This is a genomic window from Sphingobium phenoxybenzoativorans, from assembly GCF_018286635.1.
Lineage (GTDB): Bacteria > Pseudomonadota > Alphaproteobacteria > Sphingomonadales > Sphingomonadaceae > Sphingobium > Sphingobium phenoxybenzoativorans.
The window spans coordinates 2,646,815-2,658,453 of sequence record NZ_CP073910.1; the positions used below are offsets into that span (position 1 = coordinate 2,646,815).

General features: G+C 57.4%; 16 protein-coding genes. 7 read left to right on the plus strand and 9 right to left on the minus strand.

Features of this window, described 5'->3' with window-relative positions:
- Nucleotides 1–65 precede the first annotated feature (65 nt).
- From KFK14_RS13030 to KFK14_RS13060, 7 genes are all read left to right on the plus strand, one after another.
- A complete protein-coding gene (locus KFK14_RS13030; protein ID WP_212607965.1) occupies nt 66–506 on the plus strand; it encodes a hypothetical protein in 441 nt (146 codons plus the stop codon).
- 12 nt (nt 507–518) lie between these two features.
- Nucleotides 519–1,619, plus strand: a complete 1,101-nt coding sequence (locus tag KFK14_RS13035) for a hypothetical protein (RefSeq protein ID WP_212607966.1) — start codon at nt 519–521, stop codon at nt 1,617–1,619.
- Between the two features lie 356 nt (nt 1,620–1,975).
- Nucleotides 1,976–2,125, plus strand: a complete 150-nt coding sequence (locus KFK14_RS13040) for a hypothetical protein (protein WP_212607967.1) — start codon at nt 1,976–1,978, stop codon at nt 2,123–2,125.
- Nucleotides 2,125–4,659, plus strand: a complete 2,535-nt coding sequence (locus KFK14_RS13045) for a glycoside hydrolase family 16 protein (protein ID WP_212607968.1) — start codon at nt 2,125–2,127, stop codon at nt 4,657–4,659. The genes KFK14_RS13040 and KFK14_RS13045 overlap by 1 nt, the downstream gene beginning before the upstream one ends.
- A complete protein-coding gene (locus KFK14_RS13050) occupies nt 4,656–4,886 on the plus strand; it encodes a hypothetical protein (RefSeq protein ID WP_212607969.1) in 231 nt (76 codons plus the stop codon). The genes KFK14_RS13045 and KFK14_RS13050 overlap by 4 nt, the downstream gene beginning before the upstream one ends.
- Before the next feature lie 3 nt (nt 4,887–4,889).
- A complete protein-coding gene (locus tag KFK14_RS13055) occupies nt 4,890–5,201 on the plus strand; it encodes a hypothetical protein (protein ID WP_212607970.1) in 312 nt (103 codons plus the stop codon).
- On the plus strand, nt 5,201–6,217 hold the full coding sequence (locus KFK14_RS13060) for a phage head spike fiber domain-containing protein (RefSeq protein ID WP_212607971.1): 1,017 nt from the start codon (nt 5,201–5,203) through the stop codon (nt 6,215–6,217). The genes KFK14_RS13055 and KFK14_RS13060 overlap by 1 nt, the downstream gene beginning before the upstream one ends.
- Before the next feature lie 12 nt (nt 6,218–6,229).
- Here the strand turns inward: KFK14_RS13060 and KFK14_RS13065 are convergent, their stop codons facing one another.
- The 9 genes from KFK14_RS13065 to KFK14_RS13105 form a co-directional block, all read right to left on the minus strand.
- Nucleotides 6,230–6,811, minus strand: a complete 582-nt coding sequence (locus tag KFK14_RS13065) for a serine acetyltransferase (protein WP_212607972.1) — start codon at nt 6,809–6,811, stop codon at nt 6,230–6,232.
- Nucleotides 6,811–7,665 (minus strand): hypothetical protein, encoded by an 855-nt coding sequence (locus KFK14_RS13070; RefSeq protein ID WP_212607973.1) that lies wholly within the window; start codon nt 7,663–7,665, stop codon nt 6,811–6,813. The genes KFK14_RS13065 and KFK14_RS13070 overlap by 1 nt, the downstream gene beginning before the upstream one ends.
- A 506-nt stretch (nt 7,666–8,171) precedes the next feature.
- Nucleotides 8,172–8,444, minus strand: coding sequence for a hypothetical protein (locus tag KFK14_RS13075; protein WP_212607974.1), 273 nt, complete (start codon nt 8,442–8,444; stop codon nt 8,172–8,174).
- 154 nt (nt 8,445–8,598) lie between these two features.
- Nucleotides 8,599–9,048, minus strand: coding sequence for a hypothetical protein (locus KFK14_RS13080; protein WP_212607975.1), 450 nt, complete (start codon nt 9,046–9,048; stop codon nt 8,599–8,601).
- Entirely contained in the window at nt 9,045–9,629 is a 585-nt protein-coding gene (locus KFK14_RS13085; protein WP_212607976.1) for a hypothetical protein, read from the minus strand. The genes KFK14_RS13080 and KFK14_RS13085 overlap by 4 nt, the downstream gene beginning before the upstream one ends.
- Complete coding sequence (locus KFK14_RS13090) at nt 9,626–9,973, minus strand: hypothetical protein (protein WP_212607977.1); 348 nt, start codon at nt 9,971–9,973, stop codon at nt 9,626–9,628. The genes KFK14_RS13085 and KFK14_RS13090 overlap by 4 nt, the downstream gene beginning before the upstream one ends.
- Nucleotides 9,970–10,209: a hypothetical protein gene (locus KFK14_RS13095; RefSeq protein WP_212607978.1), complete on the minus strand. Its 240-nt coding sequence runs from the start codon at nt 10,207–10,209 to the stop codon at nt 9,970–9,972. The genes KFK14_RS13090 and KFK14_RS13095 overlap by 4 nt, the downstream gene beginning before the upstream one ends.
- On the minus strand, nt 10,206–10,982 hold the full coding sequence (locus KFK14_RS13100; RefSeq protein WP_212607979.1) for a hypothetical protein: 777 nt from the start codon (nt 10,980–10,982) through the stop codon (nt 10,206–10,208). The genes KFK14_RS13095 and KFK14_RS13100 overlap by 4 nt, the downstream gene beginning before the upstream one ends.
- Nucleotides 10,979–11,449, minus strand: a complete 471-nt coding sequence (locus KFK14_RS13105; protein WP_212607980.1) for a GIY-YIG nuclease family protein — start codon at nt 11,447–11,449, stop codon at nt 10,979–10,981. The genes KFK14_RS13100 and KFK14_RS13105 overlap by 4 nt, the downstream gene beginning before the upstream one ends.
- Nucleotides 11,450–11,639: the final 190 nt, after the last annotated feature.

Here is an 11,639-nt window from a genome sequence, read left to right on the forward strand (position 1 = left end):
TATTAGTCCAGTCTCGCAATCCCCAAAATTATCCGTATAGTGCAAATCGGGTAACGGGGGCGAAGTTGGAAACGACGACAACCATCATTGTCGACCGCCGGGATTTCAACGGCTCGCCGATCTTCATCAACGGCGATCCCATTCGCATGCCCCTCGATACTCCTTTCGAAGCCGAGGCGACGCTGCTGGAAGTACTGACGCGGGCGAAGGTCACATATTCGGTGGTTCCAGCGCTGACAGATGCGCAGGTCCGCCGTGCGTTGCACAAGAATGACCTGACGACAGCCGATGTCTCTCTCTACGTGTCGGGCGCCGAGCGCGCCATACTTACGGGCCTGCGGGAAGTCGATATCATCGTCGATCCGCCGATCTTCCCTGATGCGATCGAGGGTCCGGGATCGCAGTGGCCTTTCTATCCTTTGCCTGGCCAACTCCTGAGCTCGATCGACGGCTCCCCCCTCTTTAGTTCCATCGACGGCAGCCCGTTGATGTCGACGCTCAACTAGCGGAGCTCCACCATGTCCAACTTAAGTGCAGCGGAACTGGCAGACGCCCTTCAGAAAAGCGTGTCTGACGCAGGGTCAATTGCTGCCATTCGCGAGATTTTGGGAATCACTGGTGACGGTGGGGGAACCCCAACACCTACGCAGACCGCGCCGGAGATGCCGCTCACGGCAAGTTTCATCGTGCCCGAAGCGCGGCCGAATGGCTCAATTATCGCGTATGTGCCCCCCAGTGTCGTTGGATTTCCCGCCCCTCAGTTCGCTGTGACTTCGATACCCGGCGCGACTGTAGATTCTGCGACAGGGGATCTTATCGTTCAAGATCGAACGTCTCTGTTTGCTGCTCTGGATGCCAGTCCACTGACCTACACGCTCACCGCATCCAACATTGAGGGGCAATCGCAGACTGCGGTCAGCCTGACTAAGGGGGGTGACTACAGGGACCTAGAAGAGTTCAACGCATACAGCGGCTATGACTGGGACATCCTCGATAATCGGCAGATGCTGATCGACGCCAGCACCAACGACATCTACGCGATCAAGGACAAAAGCCCCTACGCGCGGCACGCCACTAACTTTACGCCGCGCAAGAAAATGAACTATGTTCTCAATGGCCTTGCCGGTGCCGGCAAGCCGGGTGCGCGCATTAATGCCGTCAATGGCTCGATTACCGGCGACTTTTTCCCGGAAGCGCCGATCTGGCATGGCCTGCGCAGCTTCGACTTTGTCCAGACGACAAGCACCTATGATCGGGTGCGCCTGCATTTCGACGGCGTACATAATGTCACCAGCTACGATAACACGCTCGACATTCTGACGATCGATTTTCCTCCGGGGAGCTTTGTTGGCAAGACAACGCTGGTGGGCCTGACCTGGACCACCACCACGGTCAGCGGCTACATCAATGGGCAGCTCGTCATCGAAAATGCCGCGATCAGGCCGTTCTGTCGGCCGAAAAAGCCCGGCATGTTCTTCGCCCTGGTATCGATGAACACGTTTCAGGGCAGCATCGTGTTCACGTCCGCGATCGGCCAGCACACATGGTGGGACCTCACCTCGCTTAACGGCGATGTCCACCGCATCATCCAATATCCCCATGCAGTGGAGGCCGTATGAGGATCGGGCAAGATCATAAAGCCGTCGCAGAATCACTGCTAAACGATTTTCCAGACGGTCAACTACGATCCGTTCTGGTGATGACCCCTAGTGGTGTGGTCGATTTTGCCAGGCTTCGTGCTGATCAGCGGCGTCCAGAAATAGACGGCCAATATCTCTGGCGCTCTCAGGATCTAACCAAAATGTATATTCCATTTCTGGCGAATGCTCGTCGTTTCTTACCCTCAATCTGGCGAGCATCCGCTCAGACTGTAGTCCTACGGCGCCGGCTAGCAACGTGGGTATCTCAGGCATTTCGTTCTTTGGTTTATCGGCCACGCGAATCCTCCCAGGCTGCTCCGTCCCATGCATCATACGTGAATGCTGACTTCGAAACAGCGGTCGTAATTCGCGTCAATGGTGACAGCATTCGCCTTACCCGTGGTCAGTTGCGCACGCCGATCCATGTCGATGTCGGCGAGGCAGGCGAAGTCTACATCTCACCGCTCAAGCTGGAGGCCGCATAATGGTCCGCCCCCTCACGCACCAACAGGTCTATGACTATTTCATCAATCGAACCGCGCGAGACATCACACATCGCGGTGAATTGATTGCGAGCATGGGCTATAATGCTGGCACTTGGGTGCAGACCTTTCTCCAAGATTTTGCGGATGTCTCGACGGCGGTGGTCGATACAAGTGAGGCCACCCCGCATTCATCAAATCCTAGCCGGGTTTATGCGCGTGGTAGTTACGACAGCATCCGCATCGGCAAGATGGCAACGAAAGCGTTCGTTCCAACGGGTAATACCGAAGGCAAAAATTCGCTCTATGTTCAAGGCGATGCATCGGTCTTGCGGATGGGAGCGGGGCGGTTCACCGCCGTGGGGCCGCTAAATTACAGCACTAATCTAGAGACGATGCGCCTCATCCCCGGCGTTAATGTTCACGCCTGTGAGGACGGGGTTACCACCACTTCCGAAGGTTTCGAACAGCAGTATGGCTACTTCGCCTGCCGCATGAAGACCATGCCGACTTACCGGTCTGACACAATGATCGCATGGCCGGCATTCTGGACCTACAGCAACCGTTGGAACCTTCGTGACAAGCCAACCATCGAGGATGATTCAGCTGAGCTATATATCAGTTCTCGCGATAATGTTTTGCGTGGCGACGGCACACATCACACTGCGTGGCACTATCACAATCCTCCGAGCAGCGTTCTAGCGCCCGGCTATATCTCGACGGACTATAATATGTCCGGCCAGACAATGAGTATGAACCCTAACCCGACATTCGGTGCGGACGTGAATTTTGAGTGGGGCGACGCCTATCACGAGTTCGGCCTGCTTTATACGCCCGAATGGAAGATCAATTATATGGACGGCATCGAGATACAGCGTATCCCGATGATCGACGAATATCATCAGAAAATGCACATGTTGGTTTCCCATCAGACCAGCGAATATCTAATGGCCAGCAGCAATGTCCGGCTCACCAAAAATGGCGTCACAGGCTGGGAAGATAACGTCATCGTATGGATGGACGTCGATTGGCTGAAGTCCTGGCAGAATCCTGATTGGGACAATCTGGCCATCGGCGGAACCGCCGACGCGCTGACCATGACCAGCGGTCTACCCATGACCGGGGCCTATGAAAATGGCCGCATATTCAGCGGCACGGTCAATGCGCCGAACGGCACGGCAACGCCGACGCTGAACGTCAACGGCCTTGGTCCGAAGGTCATCAAGAAATACAGCAGCTTCCTGCTGCCCCCGCCCTGGAATGGCGGGTTTATCGCGGTGGCCCCTGGCGATCTGGTCGGGCGCTGCAACTTCAAATATGTCGCGTCAGAGAACGCCTTCATCCTGCTCAATCCGGGACGCTCGCTGGCGCAGCCAACCTATTATCAGCCGCCTCTGCTTACCGGCGATCCCATCGCCCTGCCCCGGCGCGACATTGAGGGCCGTATTGCAGCAGAGTGGAATAAGGTCGGCCAGCTGGTCGGCGATGATCATCCCGGAAAGGCGATCACATTCGATCCGAATGTGGTGCAGCCGCGCTGCCTGCCTAACCTCAATATCCAGACCGTTGAAACCCGAAAGGCGGGCGATCTGGCTGGCCAGTGTCGGGCAAGCAACAATCCGCCTGTCGCGCCACGCGCTACCTGGTCTGGCCCTTCGCAGTTCCGCGTCAATCGCGCGAACGGAGACCTTTATCATGCGACCGACAATCCGGCACCGGGGACCTATGAAGGCGATGTTTCTTTCTGGTCTCCTGGCATCCCGAGCAAGAAGGGCGCGAATGTCCGGCATGTAATCATTGAGGTGAAAGAAGACATTCCGTTCGACATGTCATTTTTCGGGGCAAACCTGAACCTGGAATATGACTTCGACAAACCGTCCTCGCTGACCTTGGTCGGCGGTAAAATATCCGCCGTGGCTGATCAGTCGAGCTTTGCAAATAATGCCTCGCAAACAGATGACACGAAGCGACCTGGGTACGATGCGGCCGGCCTGGTTGGTAAAGGATGCCTTGTTTCAACCATAGCGGGCGATGTCCTGGCTGCCACGTCGCTCGTTTATGGCGTCAATCTCGTCAACTTGTTCGGCTACTTCCCGGATGGAACAGCCGGGATCAGGGTCAACGGCTTCGATAATAAGACCCCAATTTTCGAATATACGGCCCCGCACATTATCATGTTCTATTGGTCTCCTCTGGGCGTGAAGTGCAAGATCAACGGGACATCCGTTGAAATACCAGAAGGAACGATCCCGACCACGTCCGGTTGGGCAATTGCTGTAGCGCAAGCAGACGGTCCCGCTGGCACTTACGGTGCCATCTATAGCCAGAATGAAGCAGCAGCCACCTTATTGGCGGCCCCATCCGGCGGAAGCACGACATTTAACGGCAAGGTCGGACGCCTGGCGCTCAGCAAGAGCAGTATCTCCGAGGTCAATGTGGATAAGGTGATCGGCTACTATGCCCACCAACGTGGCATGACCGGCCTTCTGCCCTCTGGCCATCCCTACAAGAACAACCCGCCGAGGTATTACTCATGAGCATAGAACAATCGGTACTTGATAGACTGCATGACGTTGTTGGTGAGGCTGATGCGCTGTCCGCCCTGCTTGCGGAAGACCCTCACGGCGTCCCTCCGCAGCATATCGACGTAGTGATCGGAGAGCTAAAAGCGATCCTGACCTACGAAGGGCTTGATGAGGGCGACGCGGAAACGGTGCGGGAGAAAATTGCCGCACTTCAGAACCCTTTGGCATCGGGAGGCTAAGCGATGGCAAAAGCATATATTACGAAATATTCGAATGGCTCCGTCAACGGTCCGCGATCGAGGGGCGGAATGCCGTTGCCCGTGTTGGGCGCGCAACTCGGGGTGAGCATCGATCTGGATTACACATCCGGTGTCCAAAACAGCGCGGCGCTGGATCAGGGGCTTTACGAAATTTCGATCGTCGGCGCCAATGCGCGCGTAGCTATTGGCGCCAGCGTCGTGGCTGATCAGACTGCGCGGTTCTGGCGCGACGGCCGGGATGATGTCGTGTTCGTCGAAGAAGGCCAGCGTATTTCTGTCATCGCAGCGACCTGATGGCTTACGGCTTCGGATACGGCTATCGGCTGGGCAAGCGCACCAAGGCGGCGGCTCTCTTGAGCACGGCGATCATACTGCCGTTTAGCGACGCTTCGCCGGTGTATCAGGTTGGGTCCGCGCAGAGTTCTAACCTGCTTGCCCTGGCTAGCTATTCTCGCTCAGGCGCGAAGTATGAATTGCTCGCCAATGGATCGCTCCTCTCCTGCGCCGCAGACGCCCCGGGCCTTCAGGCGGGCGAAGGTTATTGGTCGCGCGCGTCGATCACGAACTTGAATCCGTACAGCAATACGACCAGCGATGCCGGGTGGTCGGCAAATAATGTCACAAAAACAGCGGGTCAGTCTGATCCTGTCACCGGCACCGACGCAGCATTGGTTGCTTGCGGAGCTGGGAATTCGCCTCACTATCTAAATTCCCCTAGCGTGACATATGCGGGGTCAGGCACCGTCTTTACCGTCTCCAGATTGGTCAAACCCATTACTGGAAGCACTTGGTATCAGATGGTCCTCAACGGCACTCCGTTTGGTGCGAACGCCTACGCCAACTTCAACCTGACCGGCTCGGGGTCAATGGGGACGATCGGCGCCAATCTTTTAGCCGCTGGCATCCAGGTCATGGCGAATGGCTGGTATCGGATATGGGTTCGGGCCACCCTTCTCGCCAATAGCACCGCGAGCACGATTGTCGCATTTATAAACAGCGGGACCGACGCGCGATTGGCGGTTATAACCTCGACTGCGACATGCTATCAAACTGGCGCACAGGCTGTGGCTAGCACGACCGTAGGACCAATTATCGTGACCGGAGCAAGCAGCGCAGCCCTGGCTGCGGACGGCCTGACGCTGAACAATGTGGTGAACGGCACCTATGATTTCATCTTCACCTTTGACGATGATAGCACACAGACGATTTCCGGTGCCGTAGTGACAGGCGGAAGCTATACCCTTCCGGTCCATCCGACCGTGCTTAATCGACCGAAGGTGAAGCGTGTGCAGGGCACGAGGACAGCCTAAACTCGCACACCTCTAGAACGCCCGAGGAAATGCCGCCTCCAGTCTCTCCACATATTCAGGAGGGACTGGCACGGCGGTCTCACCATTGTGGGCAAGCCATCCTTTGGGGCTGCGGCTGAAGTAGCGGTTATCAGGTTGGCGCTCTGACACGCGGATATCGTTCACGCCGATGACGGTCCCGCGATCGGGAACATCGCGGGTAACCACGGCGTTTGCGCCGATCCGCACATCATTGCCGATCCGCACATTACCGATGATCTTCGCGCCGACACCGATATAGCAACGGTCGCCAATCACCGGCGCGCCCAGCCCTTTAGAATCGATCGAGGTGTTTGCACCGATGGTGACGTGATGGAAGATCACGCAATGCGCGCCAACCGTCGCTCGTTTCGATACGAAGACCCCATGCAGGCCGTGGGGGAAGTAGGGCTTGGTTTCGAACGGCGTCTCAAACGGAATGTAGAAGCCAAGCCGATTCTGAGCCAACGTATATAGGCGACGAACGAACCGGAACCGGAAGCGCTTCAACAATCCGGTGCGGGGCATTTTGGCAAGGCGCTCTTTCAGCTGCCATGCTTTGTCATGTTCGTTCATCAGTCCTGCATCAGCCGGAATTTGCGGCCAAACAATTTGAGGCTCAATAGCGGCTTGAGCCCCTTTCCGTCCAAAACGCTGATCCCGGAAAGATCCTTGTAGACCCCGCCGTCGGGCTCGTAGAAGCCGAGTTGCATGCCGTAGCGATCGTTGGGCACGTCCTCGTCAATGTGCGCGACGCCGTGGAAAGCGCTGCTGGTCTTAAAGAAAAGCAGGAAATTATTTGGCGCATAGTCGACGGTCTTGACCACCTCAAAATCCCTGGCGTCATGATGGCCATGACCCGAGCAGCGGCTGTTGCCATCAAGCGGGCGCAGAAATTGAGTGCCAAACTTTTCTCCGCCGGTCATTTGCGGGAAATAGAAAATGCAGGTGAAGACGCGCTTCGGTGCGTCCGTATGCGGGCCAATGCTGTAGCCGCGATCGTGCCGCTGTACGAACAGCATTGATTTCAGCTTATCGAAAAATTTGGGATCGCGCGCTTCCGGCCCGAACCGAATATCGAAATATTGCGGGTACTTATTATAGATCAGTTCCCCAAACCAATTATCCTCGAAGAAGACTCGCTCCAAATCCTTCCAGAAGGTCACTGCAACAGGGGGCGCCTCAAGCTCTCCGCGTATGTCGATCTGTTTACGGAGATGAAAGGGCGTCTCGGCATTTCGCCGTCCTATGTCCTTCTGCTTGATCCACTCCTCACCTTCACCGTAGTGGAACAAATTATATGTGTGGATTGCTTCATAAATTTCCGGTGGGAAGAACTCATTTACTACAAAGTGAGGTGACGGATCGGTTTCTAGAGCCGCCGCCATAACCTTGGATTGAATGTACTCTCGGACCGCAAAGATATCCATCTTGATCCCCGTCGAATTTGCCAGATTTAAAAGTAATCAAAAACGTAGCATGATTCTGGAAGACTCATCAATTCGGGGACAGTCACCTTTTACTGTTCATTTTGGACCTTTTGCCTGTAGAGGTCTGGAAGTATCGCGCATTGTCTTAAGCATATGAATTATGCCAAAATTCCAGCGATGGACCTCCGCCGCGCGCTCCTCCAACTCGAAGAATGCCACAGGGCCGGCGGCTATGGCCCGAGCTTCAAGTCGGAGGATCGCGCTGCCCTGGAATTGGTCTGGCGCGCCAGCGATAAGAAGCGCCCTGACCTATACCGAGATTTCAAGGACTATGCGGAATCACCGGACACGTCGCCGGGCTCCGGCATCGGCCGCTCTCAAATGCTGAATGCCATCCTGAATGGGATATACCGCAACGTGCGGGTCGAGCGAACAACCGAGATGATCTGCGATCCCGAAACATGGGAAAGGGCGAAGGCCAGGTTCCCCGATCCCCGCAAGACGCTTTAGCTATCCAGCCGCCTGATATCCGCTAGCACCGCCGCCGCATGATCCCGCCAGTCGCCATGTTGCATCACGGCGTCGAACTTGTTGCCTAGCTGCTGAAGGTCCACCGCCGGTATCCCGACCAGTGAGTCGACCGCGGCACAGACCCGCTCGATAGCATGGTCGATGAGCGCCTCTCCATCCCTTCCTAGTCGCTCCGCTTCGGAGCATTTTGTCGCCCAATATACGAACCGGCCGTAGGCTCTTTCGAATTCCGCTTCCCCTGCCTGCATCCTCGTTCCCTGCCTGTTTTCATGGTCTTGGGTCCCCACCGGATTATTTTCCGGCGACGAACCGATTGCACTAGAAAACTTACCTTCGCGGCGGGACGGCTCAGATCGGCACAACAAGGGTCGGATCGGAACAATCTGTGCCGAAATGGACGGATTATTGTGGGGCATCGGGGTCTGTCTCCGGGACGAGTCGTGGCCAGCCTATTTGCGTGTCACCCTGTAGGACAGATGCGGGGATGACGATCGGTCGCGGTGGCTTCCGCGCCTCGATCTCCGCGAGCTCGATCCGGTACGGCTCCATCTCGTCCCGCGCCTTGCGCATGATCATATCAATCGCCTCGCGCAGTTCCTGCTCGCGATGCGGATCGGGCAGCTTGCCCTCGCCGCAGATGAACCCCGGCTCCGGCAGGTCGTCCTGGATGTAATAGGGAAGCCCGTCCAAGAAGCGCTGGGGCACGTTCCTGGAGTCGTGGGTCATGTAGGGCTTCATGAGCGTGAGGAGCGTGCTCTCGACCTCGTGCGTCATGATCCAGTGGGTCGGCGTTCCACCGGCCTGGACGACGGCGCGGCGGGCCTGGCGGGTGGCGGGGATGATGTCGGTCATGGATGATCCTTCCAGTCGAGGAAGCCGATAGTGACGGGGCCGGTGTGCCCGTGCTCGAACACGAACCATGCGAAGGCGATGACGCCGTGGCCATCTCCCTCCTCCTGCAGCTTGCCGCGCTGCATGGGCACCCGCCGCGACATGACGTAGACACGGGCAAGAGGAACGGACTTGAACCACTTCCCGCGCTCTACGCCTTCGAGAAAGGCGAGGCGCAGGAAAACGGCGACCTTCCCTGTCGTGAGCATCAGCGCTCGGTCGATGAACTCGATTGCCCACCGGAAAGGCGGGTTGGTGACGATGTTCGCGGCAAGCGGCGCCCACTCCATGAGGAAGTCGCGTCCGCCTTCACCATAGCCGCGATCGATCAGATCGGTGGAGATGACCGTATAGCCAGCATCCTCCAGCACGCGGGACATATCGCCCGCGCCACATGCCGGCTCCCAGATATCGCCGTCGAATTCCTCAACCGCCAGCAGCGCGCGGGTGGCGCCGGGGTGCGTCGGGTAAAAGTCATGCTCCTCGCGATTGGCCGGGTCATCGGTCTGGGCGGTTGCATAGACTGAGCCGCCGGACCTCATGACTTCCACCCCTTCGCCCGCGCAAAGGCAATAACCTCCTTCTCAGTCTTGAACCGCTGCCGCCCGACGAGATGGACCCCATCGACCTTACAGACCGGCACGAAGCCCTTCTGACGCAGGAACGTCCGCGCCTTCTCGAATGGGTTGGTTCTTCTCCGCTCGTTCTCGGCAAGCCCGTCCATGATCTTTTTGGCGGCCTTGATATGCTGGTTGTTGTGCTTCGACTTCGCCTGCGCGACGATCATCCCGCGCTTGTTCTGCAGGATGGTGGCGAGTTCGAGGTTGGCGTCTGGCGGGATCGCGACGACCTGGCCAATGACGTAGGGCGGGGATGGCTGTTTCATGCTCGGGCCGCCTTCCATGTCTTGAACTCGGCCGCGTGCTTCGGGCACAGATCCTTGTCCGGCGCTGGTGACGTCGTGCAGCGGGCGCAGATCGGCGCGTCGCACGTCCCGGATTTCTTGGTCGGCACCTTCCAGTCGCAGAGCAGCGTCGCGCGTCGGCCGCACTTGCAGCGCCGGGTTGTGGTGCAGATGATGGCGGTGCCGCCGGCAGGGAGGCGGACTGGGGTGCAGGTCATGCGGCCATCTCCCGCTGTTCGGTGAGCGCCTTATCGGTCCACGTCAGGAAACTGCTGCGGTCGTTTTTGAGCCAGCCGCGCTCTATCCCGATGACCCGTGCCCACGTCGTCACCAGCCGGTCGCCATGCCAGTTGGTGTGCCGAACCTTCTTCTTATCCATGAAGGACTCAGTCATGCTGACCGTCTGCAGCGCCTCGTCGATTTCGGCTTTCAATGGAACTGGCTGCTCGATCGCGTCCAGAATCTCTCGTGCTACGGCGGTGGTGATGTGAGATTTGCCGCGACCCTTGCCCTCATAAGGGCCATAGTCGAGGCCATAGGCTACGGCATTGACGATATCGCCATCGGTAGTGAATTGACGGGTCGCCAGCAGATCGCGCCAGTGGCCGCTGCTCATAAGGTCGACGGCGTGGTGCCAATGCCCGTGGGTCGTGCCGAAATGATAGCCGTGCTTGTTCAGGCCCCGCGCATCGGGGTCGAACATATCGCCGAGCATCGCGGCAACCTCCTGGACCCATGGATGATCGATGAGGAGAGGATGCTTAATCCCGACACGGCGTTGGCTTTCGCCATCAAAATCGGAGCATGCGATGGGCGATCGGAACAAACGGCTGGGCAGGTTCCACGGCGAAGGAAGATCGAATCCCGCTGGCATATGGAAGCCGCCATTGAGCGACAGGATATAGTCGTTCGGGACCAGGCCGAGTTCTATCAAGCGCTCGCCCACGATGTCGCGGGTTGGCGCGGGTGCGAATAGGTCGAGCTGAATCATATCGATGCTCCCGAATTCAATCGGTCGATTTCTGCCTGAATTTCTGGCGTGAGCGTGAACCATTCCCCGACGGCCCGCGATCCGTGAAAGCGCCGGTGATACTTTTTCTCATCGTGGTGAGTACCGCGCGGCAAATGAGCCAGAAGGCGAAGGGTTACCGGGCTTCCAGATTGAAGCTGAGCAACGCGGTGCGCTAAATCGTTACTGAAACCGATCTTTACGTATGGTTCGACGCCTGCCAGGAAATAGACAATGCTGCCTTGCGGATAGACCGGTTGTTCCGCCGCAACCCCAGCCTGCGCCCAACGGTCTTTGACGTGCTGAGGTATTTTCGATTCCCAGACGCGGAATAGCGAGCCGACGCGAAAGCAGGGCACCTCGCCACGCTCTATTGCGGCCCAGACCGTGGAACTCGATACTCCATAGCGCTTTGCTGCTGTCGGAACTGACATGGCCAACTCTGTCATGGTTCACCAAGACAGGGGTCGGAGTATACATTTGAACCTACCGCCGTGAACCAACGGAGAACATCGGCTACTATAGCCCATGTAAAGTCACGGGAAACTAACGGAAAACCACTATGTACGGCTGGGATTAATGTCTTCGGGAGGCAGGGGCCGGAGGTTCGAATCCTCTCTCCCCGACCATTTTACATAA

Bases quoted from the DNA above. Each gene is read 5' to 3' on its own strand.
- KFK14_RS13035 (WP_212607966.1), top strand. From the start codon at position 519: ATGTCCAACTTAAGTGCAGCGGAACTGGCAGACGCCCTTCAGAAAAGC.
- KFK14_RS13045 (WP_212607968.1), top strand. From the start codon at position 2,125: ATGGTCCGCCCCCTCACGCACCAACAGGTCTATGACTATTTCATCAAT.
- KFK14_RS13050 (WP_212607969.1), top strand. From the start codon at position 4,656: ATGAGCATAGAACAATCGGTACTTGATAGACTGCATGACGTTGTTGGT.
- KFK14_RS13055 (WP_212607970.1), top strand. From the start codon at position 4,890: ATGGCAAAAGCATATATTACGAAATATTCGAATGGCTCCGTCAACGGT.
- KFK14_RS13060 (WP_212607971.1), top strand. From the start codon at position 5,201: ATGGCTTACGGCTTCGGATACGGCTATCGGCTGGGCAAGCGCACCAAG.
- KFK14_RS13065 (WP_212607972.1), bottom strand. From the start codon at position 6,811: ATGAACGAACATGACAAAGCATGGCAGCTGAAAGAGCGCCTTGCCAAA.
- KFK14_RS13070 (WP_212607973.1), bottom strand. From the start codon at position 7,665: ATGGATATCTTTGCGGTCCGAGAGTACATTCAATCCAAGGTTATGGCG.
- KFK14_RS13075 (WP_212607974.1), bottom strand. From the start codon at position 8,444: ATGCAGGCAGGGGAAGCGGAATTCGAAAGAGCCTACGGCCGGTTCGTA.
- KFK14_RS13080 (WP_212607975.1), bottom strand. From the start codon at position 9,048: ATGACCGACATCATCCCCGCCACCCGCCAGGCCCGCCGCGCCGTCGTC.
- KFK14_RS13085 (WP_212607976.1), bottom strand. From the start codon at position 9,629: ATGAGGTCCGGCGGCTCAGTCTATGCAACCGCCCAGACCGATGACCCG.
- KFK14_RS13090 (WP_212607977.1), bottom strand. From the start codon at position 9,973: ATGAAACAGCCATCCCCGCCCTACGTCATTGGCCAGGTCGTCGCGATC.
- KFK14_RS13095 (WP_212607978.1), bottom strand. From the start codon at position 10,209: ATGACCTGCACCCCAGTCCGCCTCCCTGCCGGCGGCACCGCCATCATC.
- KFK14_RS13100 (WP_212607979.1), bottom strand. From the start codon at position 10,982: ATGATTCAGCTCGACCTATTCGCACCCGCGCCAACCCGCGACATCGTG.
- KFK14_RS13105 (WP_212607980.1), bottom strand. From the start codon at position 11,449: ATGACAGAGTTGGCCATGTCAGTTCCGACAGCAGCAAAGCGCTATGGA.